This is a genomic window from Bacillus sp. CECT 9360 (assembly GCF_918741275.1).
Taxonomy (GTDB): domain Bacteria; phylum Bacillota; class Bacilli; order Bacillales; family DSM-1321; genus Peribacillus.
Map to the genome: position 1 here is coordinate 1 of NZ_CAKKNA010000017.1, position 18,453 is coordinate 18,453.

The 18,453-nt window shown below is 42.6% G+C and carries 16 protein-coding genes and 1 CRISPR repeat array (1 of these 17 only partly in view); all 16 genes read right to left on the reverse strand.

The genetic code is table 11. From position 1 onward, the window contains the following. Window positions 1–353: 353 nt before the first annotated feature. The 16 genes from LQ216_RS17555 to LQ216_RS17630 all read right to left on the reverse strand — a co-directional run bounded on the left by LQ216_RS17555 (window position 354) and on the right by LQ216_RS17630 (window position 17,765). Window positions 354–1,004: a hemolysin III family protein gene (locus tag LQ216_RS17555; protein ID WP_230130734.1), complete on the reverse strand. Its 651-nt coding sequence runs from the start codon at window positions 1,002–1,004 to the stop codon at window positions 354–356. Window positions 1,005–1,110: 106 nt separating this feature from the next. After that, entirely contained in the window at window positions 1,111–2,346 is a 1,236-nt protein-coding gene (locus tag LQ216_RS17560; RefSeq protein WP_230130735.1) for an MFS transporter, read from the reverse strand. Window positions 2,347–2,777: 431 nt separating this feature from the next. Next, a complete protein-coding gene (locus tag LQ216_RS17565) occupies window positions 2,778–3,578 on the reverse strand; it encodes a hypothetical protein (RefSeq protein ID WP_230130736.1) in 801 nt (266 codons plus the stop codon). A gap of 40 nt (window positions 3,579–3,618) precedes the next feature. After that, entirely contained in the window at window positions 3,619–3,948 is a 330-nt protein-coding gene (locus tag LQ216_RS17570; RefSeq protein WP_230130737.1) for a hypothetical protein, read from the reverse strand. A 51-nt stretch (window positions 3,949–3,999) separates the two neighbouring features. Next, window positions 4,000–5,529, reverse strand: coding sequence for an LXG domain-containing protein (locus LQ216_RS17575; RefSeq protein WP_230130738.1), 1,530 nt, complete (start codon window positions 5,527–5,529; stop codon window positions 4,000–4,002). Window positions 5,530–5,552: 23 nt separating this feature from the next. After that, window positions 5,553–5,831, reverse strand: a complete 279-nt coding sequence (locus LQ216_RS17580; RefSeq protein WP_230130739.1) for a DUF5344 family protein — start codon at window positions 5,829–5,831, stop codon at window positions 5,553–5,555. A gap of 18 nt (window positions 5,832–5,849) precedes the next feature. Beyond that, the gene (locus LQ216_RS17585) at window positions 5,850–6,224 is read right to left on the reverse strand and encodes a DUF5082 domain-containing protein (RefSeq protein WP_230130740.1); all 375 of its coding nucleotides are present in this window, start codon (window positions 6,222–6,224) and stop codon (window positions 5,850–5,852) included. A 363-nt stretch (window positions 6,225–6,587) separates the two neighbouring features. Then, a complete protein-coding gene (locus LQ216_RS17590; protein WP_230130741.1) occupies window positions 6,588–7,169 on the reverse strand; it encodes a GNAT family protein in 582 nt (193 codons plus the stop codon). Window positions 7,170–7,194: 25 nt separating this feature from the next. After that, the gene (locus tag LQ216_RS17595; protein ID WP_230130742.1) at window positions 7,195–7,596 is read right to left on the reverse strand and encodes a secondary thiamine-phosphate synthase enzyme YjbQ; all 402 of its coding nucleotides are present in this window, start codon (window positions 7,594–7,596) and stop codon (window positions 7,195–7,197) included. A gap of 37 nt (window positions 7,597–7,633) precedes the next feature. Next, window positions 7,634–8,425, reverse strand: a complete 792-nt coding sequence (locus LQ216_RS17600; RefSeq protein ID WP_230130743.1) for a VOC family protein — start codon at window positions 8,423–8,425, stop codon at window positions 7,634–7,636. Between the two features lie 116 nt (window positions 8,426–8,541). Next, window positions 8,542–10,428: a fructose-specific PTS transporter subunit EIIC gene (locus LQ216_RS17605; RefSeq protein ID WP_230130744.1), complete on the reverse strand. Its 1,887-nt coding sequence runs from the start codon at window positions 10,426–10,428 to the stop codon at window positions 8,542–8,544. Beyond that, window positions 10,425–11,351 (reverse strand): 1-phosphofructokinase, encoded by a 927-nt coding sequence (pfkB, locus tag LQ216_RS17610; RefSeq protein WP_230130745.1) that lies wholly within the window; start codon window positions 11,349–11,351, stop codon window positions 10,425–10,427. Before pfkB ends, LQ216_RS17605 begins: the two co-directional genes overlap by 4 nt. After that, window positions 11,348–12,100, reverse strand: coding sequence for a DeoR/GlpR family DNA-binding transcription regulator (locus LQ216_RS17615; protein ID WP_230130746.1), 753 nt, complete (start codon window positions 12,098–12,100; stop codon window positions 11,348–11,350). The genes pfkB and LQ216_RS17615 overlap by 4 nt, the downstream gene beginning before the upstream one ends. 383 nt (window positions 12,101–12,483) lie before the next feature. Continuing rightward, a complete protein-coding gene (gene odhB, locus LQ216_RS17620; RefSeq protein ID WP_230130747.1) occupies window positions 12,484–13,734 on the reverse strand; it encodes a 2-oxoglutarate dehydrogenase complex dihydrolipoyllysine-residue succinyltransferase in 1,251 nt (416 codons plus the stop codon). A gap of 1 nt (window position 13,735) precedes the next feature. After that, window positions 13,736–16,591 carry a 2-oxoglutarate dehydrogenase E1 component gene (locus tag LQ216_RS17625; protein ID WP_290369289.1) on the reverse strand — a complete coding sequence of 952 codons (2,856 nt, stop codon included), beginning with the start codon at window positions 16,589–16,591 and terminating at the stop codon, window positions 13,736–13,738. Window positions 16,592–16,997: 406 nt separating this feature from the next. Beyond that, a complete protein-coding gene (locus tag LQ216_RS17630) occupies window positions 16,998–17,765 on the reverse strand; it encodes a class III extradiol ring-cleavage dioxygenase (RefSeq protein ID WP_230130748.1) in 768 nt (255 codons plus the stop codon). Window positions 17,766–18,086: 321 nt separating this feature from the next. After that, window positions 18,087–18,453: a CRISPR direct-repeat array (repeat unit 32 nt; unit sequence ATTTCAATCCACGCATCCACGAAGGATGCGAC) (it continues 6,720 nt past the right edge of the window).

The window sequence follows — 18,453 nt, forward strand, 5'->3', positions numbered from 1 at the left end:
AAAAGCAACTTAAGAAAAGCCTTCCAAACGGCATTTGGAGGGTTATTTGTCGTGTCGTTGAATAGTATATCACGAGCAATACTTCTTTTTAATAAAAAACTATTGACTCCTATTAGCTGGTTTAGTTGAACAACAAATTCTATTTTTCGTAGCAGTCAAAACCCTATGTTGTAGTAAATGAAGTCATATATTGTACAAAAAAGGATAGATGAAGCAGTTATTGTTCCTGCTAGATCTATCCTTTTCATTTCCCTCATATAATGTCTGACATTCTATCAGAACTCTTTAATGATCTCGAATGTCAGCATTAACATACCTTTTGATAAAACTCTATGATAAGGATTTTTACATCCTTATAAATGAATCGGCAGAACGTAGAACAACACCGCGAAGAAATGTGCAGCTGTGCCGCCGATCACGAACAAATGCCAGACTGCGTGATGAAAAGGGAAACCGCGCCAGACATAAAATACAGCTCCAAGCGTATATAATAACCCGCCTACCATAAGCAGCTGCATTCCGGCAGCCGGAATTGTCGCAGCCATTGGATTCCAGGCGACTACAATTAACCAGCCCATCGCGATATACAGGACAGTGGAAAGATAAAGGAACTTTTTCACAAAGAATGCTTTGAAAACCACCCCGACGAGTGCCACTCCCCAAACGATTCCCAAAAGCGTCCAACCAAGGGCCCCATTCAGTACAATCAGCATAAATGGCGTGTATGTTCCGGCAATGAAAAAGTAAATCGCCGAATGATCAAAAATCTCAAATATATCCTTTGCCTTACCAGGCGGAAAACTGTGAACGAGCGTTGATGAGGTGTATAGCACGAGCATGCTGACTCCATAGATTGTTGCAGCAACGACATGCCAGGCTGACCCTTCCTGGGCGGAAAAGATGATCAGGAAAACGAGCGCTGTAATGCTTAGTAACACGCCAATTCCATGGGTGATCGCGTTTACCAATTCTTCTTTTTTAGAATAAACATGAGTATCTGCCAAAATATCATCTCCTTATTTAGCTTGTTAGAGGAGATTATACCCCCATTATCATACAGTTAATTATAACCTAACTCTTTACCACTTTAAAGAAAAGAATGATATGATGCTAGGTCTGAATATGGTTTGAAAGATTCCGTTCGAAAGTCTTTCTTTTTTTCAGTTGGGAATAAACAATCAGAAACAGTGGCACACCAAAGACTGCGGTTGCACTGAGCGTGCCAAATAGCAACAGCGGCTGCCCAGCTCCGAAGTGACCAAGCAATACCCCTCCAAACCAAGGACCGATTACATTTCCCAAACCGCTAAAGCCCAATGCACCGAAATAGGTTCCCTTTATAGCCGGATCCGCTAGTTCGTCAATGAACAAATCAGTCATCGAAAACATAAGTACTTCCCCAATCGTGAACAGTACAATGATCAAGATAAAAGCGGGAATACTTTTGGCATAAGCAAATCCGATAAGCCCTAAGCAAATGATTAAATTTCCAGCTGCAATCGACAGAATAGACGGAAACCTCTTGCTGATGGCCACGATTGGATATTGGATGATTATGACCAGCAGGGCATTTAACGTTAACAAATAAGAAAAGACAGCCACTCCATTTTCAAAGCTTTCTGATGAGGAGAAGAATTGCGGGAGCGTGGAATTAAACTGTGAAAAGCCGGTAATCGATAGAATTAAAGCCACTAATGCCAGCGTGAAGGTTTTATCTCGATTAATCACTCCTGCTGCCTCTCTCATTGTGATTCGATTTTTTAAATCAACGGTTTTATCTTGATGGTTTTTTAATGAAACAATCAGTGATAGCCCATACAATGTATAAATGATACCAGCCACGTAGAACGAAGACATAGAGTCGGCGGAACCCAATTTCAAGCCCAACAGTGGTCCGAAGGTGACTCCAACGTTGATTGCTGTATATCTTAAATTAAAGATGAGCAGCCTGTTCTTAGGCTCGGTAATATCAGAGAGCAAGGCCCTGGATGCCGGTTCAAACAGGGCTCGGCACAAGCCGTTTAATGAATTCATAATAAAAAAGGCCAGAATCGTTTTTGAAAAGCCGTAACCTGCAAACACAGCCGCCCACATAAAGATCGATAAAATTAAAATCCTTTTCCGGCCGAACCGGTCCGACAGATACCCCCCGAGGAAACTCGCCAACACTCCGACAAGGGCACTCACAGCGACAATCGCACCAGTCATCGCCGGAGAGACGCCGAGTGACTTCGTCAAATAAATCGCCAAAAACGGCATGCTCATCGAAGTCGCCATCCTGCCAAACATCGTACCGATAATAATATTCCAGCCAATCGGGCCGACATCTGTCATTAACTTTTTCATCTAAAGGACCTCTTTCGACTGACTGTTTCGACTATCGAAACAAATAGTGTTTTCTGAATTTTAGTCCTTTGAGAATGTTTCGTCAATAGGGTAATGGCAAAAATGAAAAAGCCCTTACATGGACCAATTGTAGTAATCCCGTTCTGCCATGTATAATGCAAACATTGAACTTACGCAGCCTTTAATAAAAACGACCTTAGCACCAATGCGAAGAAAAAAACGAAATAACGATGTACAGCAGGTGAAAAGGCATATTGTAGCGAAAATAACCATTTATAAAAATACTTGATACATAACCTGCACGTAATAATAGGGTGCCGCCATGCATACTTAAAATTCGTCAATTCATCCCTTACATAGGATTTCCCTCGAAATGTCATGTGCATAATATCGAAATTCATCATATCAAATCCGGTCCTTGAAATATTTTTCTACATTGCGTATGATGCCACCGTACTGACACCAGCCAATAGATCGTCCCATTCCTCTGAAGGTGCGAGATGGATATGAACCGGCTTGGTTGGATTGTCCGTGTATTCAGCAAGCCAAATACCATTAGGAGATGGCAGGAAAAAAACGATATTTTCCAAGTATGGATCTTTTTCATAATGCGGTATGTTGAAATACGAGATGTTGTATAGCGACCATTGTTCATTTTCGAGATCCGATATGAATTTATTGAAGCTTGTTTCTTCTTCAATAGAGAATGATGACATCTTTCGAACTTTTTTTATTCGATTTTTGTCACTTAATAAATCAAACGCCTCGTCAGTTATTATAAATTCTTCTTTTATATGTGATTGATCGATTTCAAAGGAATAATAATCATTGATCTGTTCACTTATTTCTTTTGCTCCTATGTATGAAAATTCATGTATGATATCTTTATGGATAATATGGCGTAACCATTTTTCTCCCTCAAAATGATGGATCATTAATGCACTTTCCCTTGGATAATCTGAACAACGAATCATCCATTTCGCTTCAACATAACTCTTTATGAAAGCTTGCATATCTTCCGTTAGAGGAACTTCATCATTGGCAAACTTTTCATCATCCCAAATTTGCTTAAGCATTAGTTGATGGGTAGTGGCTTCCATAATAGCTTCCCATTCTTTCGAACTCTTTTTTCCAAGTGTTTCTTCGGCTACCCCTTTAGCTACGTGAGGGTATCCACACATAGTCACCAGTAAAGTTAACTCCTCTGTTGTACATGTCAATAAGAATTGCATTCTTTATCCCTCCTTCACTCTATAACGCGATGATGTTCATCTAAAAAAGGTTAAAAATATATTTAATACTTTGATACACGATAATACATACAATTCCCGATAAAATTAATATTCCAAAAAAATAAATCTTCCTTAGAAACCAATTATATTTTCTTAATCTTTTATAGAAATGGTAGCCAAAGCCAAACAAAGCATTACTTACAAAGTTTATCACTTTTTCACCCTTTGATTCAGGGATTTCATAATAACCCCATTCAAAATACTCCATCATGGTTTCCCCTAATAATAAGATAGTCACCGCATACGCAAACTGTGCTCCCACAAAAATAAGATAAAAAGTCTCAAAGTAATATAAAAAATCCTCAACCAAAGTAAATTTCTCCTTATTTTCGATAATTTCGTTTTAATTCATTAAATCTTGTTATTTCAACCAACTGCCGATGGACTTGAGAGTACCCTTTGGATCAGAAATACCCTTACTAACAATTTTACCTAATTTACCGCCCGCTTCTTTGATTTTTCCACCATACTTGGAACTTATAGCAGCGCCAGCTAAACCTCCTACTGCTCCCCCCACAACGATACCGACCGGACCTCCTATGCTTCCTATCGTTGCTCCAACTTTGGCTCCTGCACCTACTGCTGCTAAATCTGTTACAGTTCCAGCAAAAAACCTACCAAATTTTTCTCCCTTCTCCATGCTTCTGTTATTTGAATCCGTAAATTCTCCTAAGTTTGAAGCCACAGTAATTATATTGCCTGCCACCGGAACTCTCTTAGCTGTTCTAGCAAGTCCCTTCGCGTTTGCAGTCTTCTCAATTGCCTCCTTCACACCAGCCTTAAATCTTTCAACAGTGTATTTCCTAAAACTACTCCCTTTTTGAATCCCAACCATATTCTTAGGGTAACCGGCGGCGAACTTAATCAAATCAGAAGGGGTCCTAAATGAAGCAGCTACTTTTTGAATTCCTCTGAGTACAGAATTGGAGGGGTTTGACCTTTGAAGCTCCAAGAACTTTTTTGCCAGCCAATTGCTATAATTGCCACGGCTGGTCCATGAATCTGCCGCTCGGACAGAGAAGCGATAATCGCCCCTGATTTTCTGCATTAAAGTCGGTTTTCCGCCTATATATCTAACTTTATGGGTTTTTGCAAACACTCCAGACATTAATACGGATGCCGTTTGTGAAGCTAACAGGATTTCATCCCCGGTACTCAATTGATCATCAACCCAGGACAAAGGACCTATCACATTTGATAAAGCATGATTTCTATTAGCATCCTCAAATGTCTCCGTCAGTTTATTGTATGAAGGGTTTTCGGATAAACTGCCTGATTTGTATGTACTGATATTTAAGTTGCCGGATTTGAACCTGGATTCTATTGCGGCAATATAATCCATAATAATATTGGATTCAGTTTGTAACAGATTTAATCCATCACTGTGCTTTTTATCAAAATCTATCAACTTCTCGATTGTTACTTTCCTTTTCTCTTGGGCATCTTGAATCATTTTCTGGAAAGAATCGTCATTAAGCCGAGTTATTGCGACAATGTCAGCTACTTCATTGAGATGCCCGTTCACTTCATTCGTTAGCTCGTTTGTTATGTTGTTTACTTTGTTCAATGCTTGTTTAAGATCTTGTTCCAGAAAGCTTTGCAAAATAAAACCGTTATTATTGGGTTCCAGTTCATCCAATTCCTGATCCATCTTCGTTACGGCTTCTTCATAATAATCCGTAAATGTTTTAAAGAATTGCAGAAAGGGCAGATGGCATTCGTTATAGAAATCCAGGATGGCATCAGCGCCTTTTCCTGCAAACAGGTGGTTCATACCGATTAAGTCACTAATGCTTTTATGGATTCCCTCAGCCTGCTCCTTTTGAGAGTTTAAAATCTTTCGGGTTTCTGTCAAGCCACTTTCTAAACTATTGACATCTAAGACTTTCATTTCCCTTTTTAACACCTCACTTCCTACATGTTATTTATAGTGCTAGCGACTTGTTCATCAGCACGGCTTAAGGTTTCCGCAGAAATGACAGTGGCGTCAACATTGGACAATAGTATTCTTTGATATGTTTCCATTGCTTGCTGCATTGTTCTATTGATCTCGTTCATTGTTGATACAACATTAAGCTGGTTTCGCGGTCCAACTTCAGTTGGATAAGCAGTCTCCAGATTGGTTGCTGCAGATTTAATATTTGCTAACGCTTCAGTAATGGCTTCAATTCTGAGATTAATTTCTCCACTCATTTTCCCACTTCCTTCCGCTTATTTTACTCGACGTCTTTCCATTTCTCTTTCTCTTTCAAGTCGTTCCTGCTCTTTTTGATAAGCAATCCGCTCGCGCAGGTCCTCCATTTCAATATCCATTCTTGAAATGGCGTTTTCCACTGTGCTGATCGCGTTTTCCAGCTGGCGCTGTCCGAGATCATTATAATAAAAAAGAATGCCTTCCCTTCTCAGATCATCGAATTCCGAAGCCCATTTTCCGTGCCAGGTATCCGGCGAGAGTTCAGGTTCGGTACACAGTCTCGTATAGTTGATAAATTCATCCTGGCTACCGTCCAGTCTGCTCTTGCAGGTTATCAATCTCCTTTGTTGTTCCTGCTTTTCTGCCAGGCGTTCATATAAGTAATCCAACAAAATCAATTTCCCCCCTTTTTGCTCAAACTGTTATGTACTGTATGTACGATAAAACTGCAAAAATATAGTCATTTTATAATATATCATGTAGAAATTTTGGAGTAATGGGTGTTATGGATTATTTTTCCTGTAAAATAATCACCGACTTTAATCCTAATTCATAATACAAAATGCCTGTCTGCGGTCTTTGTTTTCTTGTAGAATAAGGCATAATTTAATACTTTTATTCCAATTTATGCCTGTCTTTTGGTCATTACCCAAATTTTCGATTGTTTAAACTGCAATAGGTTAAATGGGCGTAGAAAAACCGATATCTGCTATAATAGCGAAAATAGCAGATACCGGTTTATATATGTAGGACTTCTAATTCAAGAGATTCTTTTTCGTTTCATTCCATTCTTCACGAATCATTCCCATTCGAATCGAATCATAATAATACCCATCGTAATAGCGGCATTTTCTCATCCTTCCCTCCATTTGCATTCCCACTTTTTTTGCAGCTGCCATCATTCGTTCATTGCCTGACCATGTGGTCAAGCCTACTCTTTCAATCTCTAGGTTGTGAAACAAATAATCGATATATAATTTCAGCGCCTCTGTTCCATAGCCTCCGTTCCAATATTCCGGCTTGTAGATTGTAATCCCGATTTCCAGCCAGCGAGTGCTTTCATTTTCCCAATAGTAGACAATCGTGCCGATTATGTCTGATTGAACCTGGATTAACAGGTGTGAATATACTCCCGCCACTTGATCCGCTGCCGCACGCTTTGCTTGATTTTCTTTGAATTGTGGAAGGTCCATATTCTCATAAGGAAAATAAGGGGCGTCCCATTTTTTCCACGCTGGTTTATCTTCCCCATGCCGCAATTGCCAGAGCGTCCCCAACTCTTCACTTTTTATATTCCGCAATATAACCTTTTTCCCTCTAAGAAAGAGATCCTGCAAACGATCATCCCCCAGTATTTGATTGTTACCCTTTCACAAGCTTCACATAAAAATGCCGATCCCGCGGGCCGTCGAATTCGCAAAAATAAATGCCCTGCCATGTTCCAAGCACCAGGTTCCCTTTCTCGATGATGACATGCTGCGAGGAACCGACCGTGCTTGCTTTCATGTGTGCAGCGGTGTTCCCTTCCTCGTGCAAATCCATCGTATGGTTCCATGGATATACTTCATCAAACCTGCGAAGCATGTCCCGTTTCACATCGGGATCCGCATTTTCATTGATTGTAATCCCGGCCGTTGTATGCGGGCAAAAGACGATCGCGATTCCTGTTTCAATGCCTGCCTCGTCAATCAGCCGCTGCACCTCGGCCGTAATATCTTTCATCTCGTCACGCTTGTTTGTCGTTAACGTCATCTTCTTCAACATCCTGTCCGCCTCCTAACTTTTTGTGTTTTTCATTTAGCTAGAGCCTGTATAATCCGCCAAATATCTCGACCGTCTCACTCTCTTCATTTCCGTCAAAAGTGACCAGAAAAGGTCGCTCTCCTTTTTTGGCAAGAAGCTCGTTTATATACTCATTCCCGCCCGGTTCGATAAAAATCAGCTCGGTCTCTCCAATAGCAATGCTTTTGCAAAAGCTGCCCAGCCTCTTATCCATATATGCTTCACCTGCTTGTATATTGAGAAGGCGGGACCATTTTTCCGAAGCTGCCTCGATATCCTCTACCCCAAAATGGACGGATGAAATCTTTCTCCCGGCCTGTTTTTCCGGGATAATTCCCGACTGCTTCATTTCTGAAAACCGTTTTTCATCATCCCCGCTCCATTCAATAAAAAACGGATAAGGCAATCCCGGGTTCTCTTCTTCGATGAATAGCATCTTCCATTTCAGCATATCGCCATTATCTCTTCTTCTTTCCGCATGTATGACAGAACTCGTTTGTATGCCTTTGTGTTCCAGGTCTTCTTTCTGTTTTTCAATGCCATCTGTGCGCAGACAGACCTGGCCGAATCCTTCCTGGTCCTGGATAAGCAGCTGAATCAGCGGGTTGGTGGATTTTTCGGCTGTTTCCGTATCTTCAACTGCCAAGAACTCTATGTAACTCAATCCGGCATACAGTAAACTATTATAAGTCCCCCACATTTCATGCCTTCCGCCGGACACGCCTTCCCACCCATGAACCTTCATCTGCTTGGCCGCTTCCATAGGGTTACCCTGTATAAAGTGTACAAGATGGTCAAAGTATAAAGTCATTCAAATCCTCCTCGAAAAATAGAGTTGATTCATTATCTCATTTTTTCCAGGATTATTCAGCGATGGCGACCATAAAGAAAAAGGGATAAGCTTTAAATCGCTTATCCCTGCATTCACTATTGTGCTTTCTTTTTCCAAACCCCGAGCATGATTGCTGTCACAGCGGCACCAATCAAAATCGCCAGGATGTATAATAACGGATTATTCACCAAGCCGATAACGAAGATTCCTCCGTGTGGAGCCGGGAGGGTTACCTCGAAGAACATCGATAAAGCCCCTGCTACAGCGGAACCGACAATGGAGCTTGTGAGCACCCGGACCGGATCGGCAGCCGCAAATGGGATGGCGCCCTCGGTGATGAAGGATGCACCCATGAAATAGTTTGTGAAACCTGACTTTCTTTCTGGTTCTGTAAACTTATGCTTAAAGAATGTTGTGGCAAGCGCGATTCCAAGAGGCGGGACCATCCCGCCAGCCATAACCGCTGCGTGCGGACCAAAGCTTTGCGCTTCGATTGCTGCGATACCAAATGTGAACGCGGCCTTGTTGATTGGACCTCCCATGTCGACAGCCATCATTCCGCCAAGAATGATTCCAAGCAAGATTGCGTTGCCGCCCGATAAACCGCTTAACCAGTCTGTGAGCCCTTTATTAATAGCTGAAACTGGTTCGTTGATAATAAAAATCATAATAAAACCGGTAATTAGCATTCCAAAAACAGGATAAAGCAAGACTGGTTTAATTCCTTCGAGTTGTCTTGGTAATACCTCAAACCCTTTTTTCAATGCCACTACAATGTAACCAGCAAGGAAACCGGCAATTAAACCTCCAAGAAATCCGGCTCCGGCTTGAGCTGCGAGCAACCCGCCGACCATACCCGGCGCGAAACCTGGTCGATCCGCAATAGAACTAGCGATAAATCCGGCTAAAATCGGGACAAGGAAGAAGAACGCGCCGTTACCGCCACCGATATCACTCAATGCTTTTGCAATGGGGTTGTATGTCTCATGATCCGGGTTGGCCGCATGAATCCCAAAAACGAATGAAAGGGCAATTAAAATACCGCCGCCGACAACGAATGGCAGCATATTGCTGACACCGTTCATGATATGCTTATAGAAGCCGCCGCGGCTCTCTGTAGACTCGCCGCCCTCGTTCTTCTCGTTGCTTCCTTTATAGACAGGAGCTTCTTTATCTATGGCGCGTTGAATGAGTTCACCCGGTTTCCTGATTCCCTGGGCAACCGGAACGATGACGACATGCTTGCCTTTGAAACGGTTCATTTCTACTTGTTTGTCTGCCGCAACAATGATCGCATCAGCAGCTTCAATTTCAGCTGCCGTCAGTCCGTTTTTAATCCCTGATGAGCCGTTTGTTTCTACCTTGATGTCGATGCCCATTTCTTTCGCCTTTGCCTTTAAGGCATCTGCAGCCATGTAAGTATGGGCGATTCCGGTCGGGCAGGCTGTGACTGCCAGAATTTTTTTATTGCCGGAGAATGATGTTCCCTCTCCGAGGATTTCATCTGCAGCCTCTTCCTCGTTAACTTCTTTTTCTTTCTCATCAATAATCGAAATAATCTCTTCTTCAGAAGAAGCAGAAAGCAACTTTTTACGGAAAGCTTCATCCATCAAAAGGGTGGAAAGACGGGCAAGTGTTTCTAAATGAGCATCATTCGCCCCTTCACTTGCCGCAATCATGAAAAATAAATGCGCCGGCTGGCCATCCAATGATTCGTAATCAACCCCTGGATCAGACCTTCCAAAACTAATCGAAGGCGTTTTTACCGCAGAGGTTTTGGCATGCGGAATTGCGATTCCTTCTCCGATTCCTGTTGTACCCTGCTCTTCCCGCTTCAAGATTGCCGCTTTAAAGGCCTTGCGATCATTCAATCTCCCCGCATCTGCAAGCTTTCCAACCAGATCGTCGATGACTTGCTCTTTCTCTCTTGAAGCAAGATGCAAAATTATCGTGTCTTTTTTTAATAAATCTGTAATCTTCATAAAATCCCCTCCACCAACTCTTTTATTTCTATTTGAGGTATCAAAACTTCAATATCTTCTTTACGGGCTAAATCCGCTGAAAAAGCGGTCGCGCTCCCGGCAGCGAGGCCAAACTTGAAGGCTTCGAGAATGTCAGCCGTCTTAGTGTATGTACCAACAAATCCTGCCACAACGGAATCACCCGCACCTACTGAGTTAACTACCTTTCCGCTTGGCACATTCGCACTGTACATTTTGTTTTCCGTACAAAGTACCGCACCCTCGCCAGCCATTGAAACGATGACATTTCTGGCGCCGAGCTCGATTAGTTGCTGCCCATACTTCGCAGCGTCCTTTGTCGTTTGAATCTTAGTTGAAAATATCTCTCCTAATTCATGATGATTCGGTTTAACCAGGAAAGGCTTGTGCTTGATCACATCCATTAATGACGGACCGCTCGTATCCACAATCACGCGTATTCCTTGATCCAAACATAATTTCGTCACGTGTTCATAGAAATCAGATGGCACAGATGGCGGAATGCTTCCGGCAAGGACAACGATGTCATCAATAGTCCGTTCATTAATTTTTTTTAAAAGGTCTTGATAGTTTTCCTGTGTCACTTCCGGACCCAAGCCGTTTATTTCGGTTTCACCTGCGGATTTTAATTTGATATTAATCCTTGTATCCGTTGCTACTTCTGTAAAATCCACGGAGATATTTTCTGTTTCCAAAAAGTTTTTGATAAATTCTCCCGTAAAGCCACCTGTAAAACCAAGTGCTTTGCTTTCGATTCCGATTCGTTTTAGAACCCTCGATACATTGATGCCTTTACCGCCAGGAAATTTAGCTTCTTTCTTTATACGGTTTAAGGAGTTACTCTGAAAATCATCCACCTCGACGATGAAATCGATCGCAGGATTCAGAGTTACAGTGTATATCATGCTGTCACAACCTTTGCGTTTGGATGTTGTCTTATTGTTTCTAGCGCAGATTCGTCAAGATTATCGGTTATGATTGTCGCTTCAGATAAATCTGCCACTCTTGTAAATGTTGCCTCATTCAGCTTCGTGCTATCCGCCAAAACATAGCTTTCCAGAGAAAGCTGTAAGGCTGTTTTCTTTAAAATTGCTTCATCTGGGTCCGGCGTCGTGAATCCAAGTCCCGAATGTACGCCATTCATGCCAAGGAAGCATTTATCGAACCGGTAATTTTTTAAAAATTCAATCGCGGTGCTGCCTACAGTTGCGTTGGTCGACACCTTGATTTGTCCCCCAACTAAGAGGGTCTTTATCCCTGATTCCATTAGTTTCGAAATATGCATTAAGCCGTTTGTGAGAACGATTACATTTCTATCTTTCATAAAAGGAATCATTTCCATCGTTGTTGTCCCTGCATCCAAGTAAATACAATCCCCATTTTCAATAAAGCTGGATGCTATTTTGGCAATTCGCTGCTTTTCCGCGACTTTTTTATTCTTTTTTTCAAGGATGGTTGGCTCCAATCCTTTTCTCTGTGTCAGGGCAGCTCCACCATGGACCCGTTTTAATAATGTCAACTCTTCTAATTGACTTAAATCCCGTCTGATGGTCGATTCTGATGCTTGCAGATGCTCGACAAGCTCCTGAAGCTTCACTGTTCCTTGTTGTTTAAGAAGCGACATTATCATTTGCTGCCTTTCTTCTGTCAGCACATCCTCACCTCCCTAATTCCATCATAAAGGAAGCCTTTTCATAAATCAATCAAAAACAATCAAACTCATTCAATTTCTATCAATAATTATACAAAACTATCAAAATCATTCATTAATTGTTCGAAAATTAAGTTTTGGTGATAATTTTCAATTTCAGTGATATATCTCAGATTTTGGTGATATATTCTTGATTTCGGTGATATCCCCAGTTTGGGTGATATATCTCCAGTTTCGGTGATATATTCAGTTTTGATGAAATATCTGCAGTTTCGATGATATATCTCAGATTTCGGTGATACCCCAATTAAAATATCAACAGCAAAAAAGCCCTTCCATTCTATGAATCAGAATGGAAGGGCTCTAACTTTTTACTTATATGGTAATCAGCCTTCTAATAGCAATTGTTCTGGATCTTCGAGTAAGTCCTTAACCGTTACAAGGAAGCTCACGGCTTCTTTTCCGTCGACAATACGGTGATCATACGACAGTGCAAGATACATCATCGGTCTGTTCTCCATACGCTCCTTGTCAATCGCAACCGGTCTTACCTGGATCTTGTGCATGCCGAGGATACCGACCTGCGGCGCGTTCAGGATTGGCGTCGATAGCAATGAACCGAATGTTCCTCCGTTTGTAATCGTGAAAGTGCCGCCTTGAAGGTCGGAAAGCGCCAATTTATTGTTACGTGCTTTCACTGCAAGGTCTGCGATGGATCCTTCAATTTCAGCGAAGCCTTTTCTGTCAGCATCTCTGACGACCGGGACGACAAGGCCTTCTTCAGTGGAAACCGCTACACCGATATCGTAGTAGTTTTTCTGAATGATTTCGGTGCCATTGATTTCGGCATTCAATAGTGGATATTTCTTGAGTGCCCCGATCACAGCTTTTGTAAAGAATGACATAAAGCCAAGCTTCACCTCATGCTGTTTGAAGAAAGCATCCTTGCGGCGGTTTCGCAATTCCATGATCGCTGTCATATCTACCTCGTTAAAGGTTGTAAGCATCGCAGCTGTCTGTTGTACTTCAACCAGGCGCTTGGCGATTGTCTGGCGGCGGCGGGACATCTTAATGACTTCTACACGGCCATCATTTTGTACTGGCGCGGCCGCTGCAGGTTTTGCAGGAGCTGCCTGGGCAGGAGCCTTTCCTGCTGATTCCACATCTTGCTTGCGTACTCTGCCAAGAGGGTCGGTTACAGCCACTTCGCTTAAGTCGATTCCTTTTTCACGGGCAAGCTTTCTCGCTGCCGGTGAAGCAATTGGTTTTTGTCCGTTAGAAGCCTTGGCTTCCTCTTTTGCTTCCGGGGCAGGAGTACTAACTGGTGCAGGTGCCGCTTTTTCCGGTGCTGGTTCAGCTGCCTTAGAAGCATCAGCCGTTGGAGCCGTTCCGCCTGCTGCACCGCTCTCATCAACTACAGCGATTGCCTGACCGACTTGCACGGTATCTCCTTCTTCGGCAAGAAGCTCTTTTAAGGTACCGGCATGATCAGAAATGATTTCAACGTTTACTTTATCTGTTTCAAGCTCGACAATGTAGTCTCCCTTTTCCACATGATCCCCTGGCTGCTTCAGCCACTGGGCCACCGTTCCTTCAGATATTGATTCCGCTAATTCTGGCACTTTCACTTCAGCCATCTTACATATCCCCCTCTATCGTCCGTGTAATTGCTTCATTAATGATTTTTTGCTGCTTTTTCTTATGAGCCAAAGGATCTCCCTCTGCAGGACTTGATCTGCGTTTCCGGCCGATATAAGATACAGATACTCCAGCAGGTGCGGCAGCGTTCAATCGTGGTTCAACAAAAGACCACGCCCCCATATTTTTAGGCTCTTCTTGAAGCCAGGCTATTTCCTTCAAGTTTGGATATTTTTTCAGCAATTCTTGAACCCCATCGAATGGGAACGGATAAATTTCCTCGATGCTGACAATCTTCAACCATTCAAGGTTTTTCTCCGATGCAGCCTTTTCTCTCAGCTCCACTGCAATTTTCCCTGTACAGAAAACGACTCGCTCTACCGATTTAGGCTTTCCGCCCGGTGTTTCAATGAAAGTCTGGAATTCTCCATCGCTGAATTCAGACAGTTCGGAAGCCATCGTTTGATTTCGGAGCAAGCTCTTCGGTGTCATGAGTACAAGCGGACGAACCTCATCCATTTCGAGGATTTTTGCCTGTCTTCTCAGGATATGAAAATACTGTGCAGCGGAACTTAAGTTCGCTACCGTCCAGTTCTTCTCGGCGGCCAATGACAAGAATCTTTCAAGGCGTGCGCTGGAGTGCTCAGGCCCCTGTCCTTCATAGCCATGCGGAAGCAGCATAACCAGACCCGATTTTTGGCCCCATTTCGCGCGTCCCGCGGCAATGAACTGGTCAAAAATAACCTGTCCTGTGTTTGCGAAGTCCCCGAATTGGGCTTCCCAAAGCACCAATGTTTCCGGCGCGAATACGTTATAACCATATTCAAAAGCAATAACCGCCGTTTCGGTCAACGGGCTGTTATGGACTGCAAAAGAAGCATTTACATTCTCAAGCGTGTGCAGTGGCGAATATGTCTTCCCGGTTTCACTGTCATGCAGAACGATATTGCGCTGTGCAAATGTCCCACGCTCCGAATCCTGTCCTGTTAATCGAATGGGCGTCCCATCCTTCAAAACGGTCGCAAATGCCAATGTTTCAGCATGGGCCCAATCGATCTTGCCACTTTCACCAAATGAATCAAGGCGGCGGGTAAGGATTCGCCCAAGCTTTTTGTTTACACTGAAACCTTCAGGCCATTTCAAAAGCTGTTCATTGATTGCTTTCAATTCATTCGCCGAAACGGAAGTATCCAGCTTTGGAATGCCGTGTTCAACATTATCAGGAGGATCGAGCTCCCGGCCTTCTTCCGGTTTATTCCCGGAGACTTTATTGTAAGACTCCGAAAATTTAGCATCTACCTGTTCTTCAATAGCTGCGAGTTCTTCCTTGGAAATCTCCCCAGCACTAAGCAGCCTCTCAGCAAAAAGTTCTTTTGCAGTCGGATGCTTATGAATCAATGCATACATTTGCGGCTGGGTCACAAGTGGTTCATCCATTTCGTTATGTCCGAAGCGTCTGTACCCAATCAAGTCGATCAGGAAATCCTTTTTAAACTTGGTACGGTATTGATGGGCAAGCGAAACCGCAGCCAAACACGCTTCCAAATCATCCGCGTTGACATGTACAATCGGAATTTCGAAGCCCTTAGCCGGATCGCTCGCATATTTAGTTGAACGGGAATCTTCGCTTTCCGTCGTAAAGCCAATCATATTGTTTGCGATAATGTGAATGGCTCCGCCTACTTGATAGCCTTTTAACCTGCTCAAATTGAGCGTTTCAGGGATAATCCCTTCACCTGGAAAAGCGGCATCTCCATGTACGAGGATAGCGAGCGACTTTTCAATATGTTGTTTAGGAAAACCGGCCTGGGTTCTTACTTCCTGTGCAGCACGGGAATACCCTTCAACAATCGGACCGACTACCTCTAAATGACTTGGGTTGTTTGCAAGCGTCAGTCTTGCCTTTTGCGTATTTTCTTTTGTAATTTGCTTATCAAGCCCTAAATGGTATTTTACGTCCCCAGTCCAGCCATAGTTAATTCCGGTTGAGCCTTCGGATGGCACTAAGTCTTTGTTAGGAGAGTGCTGGAACTCGGAAAAAACCACTTCATAAGGCTTCCCAAGCACGTGTGCCAATACATTCAAACGCCCTCGGTGTGCCATGGCAATATTGATGTTCGGTGTCCCGTTTTGAACAGTTTCCGCTATAATTTCATCGAGAACCGGCACCAATGCATCAAGGCCTTCGATGGAGAAACGCTTTTGACCGACATACGTCCGGTGCAGGAATTTCTCAAATCCTTCTACTTCGTGTAAACGCCTTAATAATAACGTTTTCTTTTCCTTCGTCATCTCAGGAAAAATCTTACCCGTCTCGACCATATCATTCAGCCATTTCCTTTCCTCAAGATCATTCACCTGAGAAAATTCAAAAGCAATCGTTTTCGTATATAGCTCTTTTAAGTATTGAATCGCTTCATATCCATTTCTTACATTTGACGGTGCTTCCGGGCAGATCAAGTCTGCTGGAATGATTTTCAAGTCTTCCGCTGTCAAATCATAGTTATCGAGATGAAGAAGCTCACTGTCAAGCCTTGCCTCATTTAACGGATAAATATCGGCAGCTAAATGTCCATATGTACGAATGTTTTCAGCAAGCTTTACAGCAGACATCATTTTCTTCATGGAAAGTGATTCGCTCGGCTGCTGTACAGGTTGTAGCGGAGTCCCATTCTGAGAAATTCCCGAAAGAACCTCTTCTGAAGGAGGACCATACGTTTCAAAAAAGTTTTTTAGTTCCAGATCGACTTCATCCGGATTGTTTTGGTATAAATCGAATTGTTCCATGACGTACCCAAGGTTTGGACCAGAGAATATTTTCCATGGGTTATATGCCTTAGCATCCTGGTTGGTCAATTTGTAAACCCCCAACTGTTCGTAGAATTTCATATCTGCGTTTTACCTCTGTCAAATAAAATCCTTGCCAAAAATTTTTAAACTATATAAAAATAGTTATTTTTTTAAAAGATTATTAAAATTCAAAGCATAAAACGTTTTCATTTGTTATAGTAACATGTTTGTGAAGAAATATCCAAAGGATATACCTGTAATAATAGTGAAAAATAGTCGCAATTTCCGGGTTATTAGCGCAAATTAAGCCAAAATCCTACTTTCTTCACAATTTGCTATGAATTTCGCTATTTCTACAAGTTTCTTCTTTTCTCAGACAAAAAAATGAAGCTTTTCTCCTAAGAGGAACAAAGCTTCATTACTGAAATATTTCCCAATATAAATACTTCATTCATTATATTTAGATATTTATTTAAAATTCCCATGCACTTAAGCTTAAATTACCGTATTGGAAACATCTATGAAGCAGTCGCGGGTCTTTATTTTCATGCCCAGCCCCCATCGCTATTAATAGGGGTGCAAAATGTTCTTTTGTCGGAACAGCCGCTTTTGCAAAAGGCGCGCTAAGTTCATAGTTAAACAAGCTGTTTAAATCCCATTCGCGAATTCTTTTCTCCACCCATTCTTCGAAGCATAAGGCCCAGCCTTCTGCAACATCCATCTCAAGGAGTAGCTCATCAGGGTTATGGACAATACCGCCGCTGCCAATAATTAAAACATTCTCGCTCCGCAGTGCGGACAGCGCCTTTCCGATCTCATATTGCTTATTATTCGAAAGCGTTGGGTTAATCGAAAGCGGAATTACAGGGATATTTGCCTCTGGGTACATCACACGCAGCGGTACCCATGCCCCGTGATCCAAAGGTCGCTTGTTATCAAGCATGGCAAATACTCCGGCCTTAGCCAGCAGAGTGAGGATATGATCCGCTAGATCAAGCGTTCCGGGTGCAGGATATGTAAGGCTATACAGCTCTTCTGAAAATCCTGCAAAATCGTACAAAATATCATGTGTCTGCACTGCAGTAATCATTTGTTCACGGCTTTCCCAGTGAGCAGACAAGATAACGATCGCTTTTGGAATCGGAAGATCCAAGACGTATTCTTTTAAAAACTCAGCGTATCCATGACTCTCTATGGCAAGAGATGGTGTTCCGTGTGCTAAAAACAGTGATGGAAGCATATTTATGTTCGTTTCCTTTCTTCTTTCTGGTCTGTTTTCTATTTTCCTCAACCAGTCAAAACTAAACCACTTCAAGAGTAAAAAGTGGGTGCGCATTGTAAATATGAACTTCTTCTAAAACCTGACCAGTCGTGCAGCGTCTGCGCAAGTTGCATCCTATAGATCGAAGCTGACCATCGATTCTCTACATTTAACACAGATTAGGAAGGTGCCCACCATAAGAATGTATTTTTTGTAAAGGCGTTTTCTCTTTTTCCTCGAAATCACACGCGTACAGTTAAGTGCGACTCCCCTTGCATTAATACGAAATATGCCTATAATTTTTCAATCCTCGCTCGCATGAAAGATGCGACTGATGAATACAAAAGAGATTACAAATTTACTAGGATCTCAATCCACGCATCCATAAAGGATGCGACCAAACACGGATACGAACGAGAGAAGCTCTGGCAAATTTCAATCCTCGCTTCCATGAAAGAAGCGACGAAACAAGAAATCACAAAAGCAGAATTGGCCATATTTCAATCCACGCATCCAGGAAGGATGCGACCCCTCCTCGGAAACTTAATAACTCAACCATTCGATTTCAATCCACGCATCCACGAAGGATGCGACATGCTCAGATCGGCTGGATCCTTGATACATACAGATTTCAATCCACGCATCCACGAAGGATGCGACCCAGCAG

Coding starts and splice junctions, on each gene's coding strand:
- LQ216_RS17560 (WP_230130735.1), bottom strand. CDS start 2,346: ATGAAAAAGTTAATGACAGATGTCGGCCCGATTGGCTGGAATATTATT.
- LQ216_RS17565 (WP_230130736.1), bottom strand. CDS start 3,578: ATGCAATTCTTATTGACATGTACAACAGAGGAGTTAACTTTACTGGTG.
- LQ216_RS17575 (WP_230130738.1), bottom strand. CDS start 5,529: ATGAAAGTCTTAGATGTCAATAGTTTAGAAAGTGGCTTGACAGAAACC.
- LQ216_RS17580 (WP_230130739.1), bottom strand. CDS start 5,831: ATGAGTGGAGAAATTAATCTCAGAATTGAAGCCATTACTGAAGCGTTA.
- LQ216_RS17595 (WP_230130742.1), bottom strand. CDS start 7,596: ATGTTGAAGAAGATGACGTTAACGACAAACAAGCGTGACGAGATGAAA.
- LQ216_RS17600 (WP_230130743.1), bottom strand. CDS start 8,425: ATGACTTTATACTTTGACCATCTTGTACACTTTATACAGGGTAACCCT.
- LQ216_RS17605 (WP_230130744.1), bottom strand. CDS start 10,428: ATGAAGATTACAGATTTATTAAAAAAAGACACGATAATTTTGCATCTT.
- pfkB (WP_230130745.1), bottom strand. CDS start 11,351: ATGATATACACTGTAACTCTGAATCCTGCGATCGATTTCATCGTCGAG.
- odhB (WP_230130747.1), bottom strand. CDS start 13,734: ATGGCTGAAGTGAAAGTGCCAGAATTAGCGGAATCAATATCTGAAGGA.
- LQ216_RS17630 (WP_230130748.1), bottom strand. CDS start 17,765: ATGCTTCCATCACTGTTTTTAGCACACGGAACACCATCTCTTGCCATA.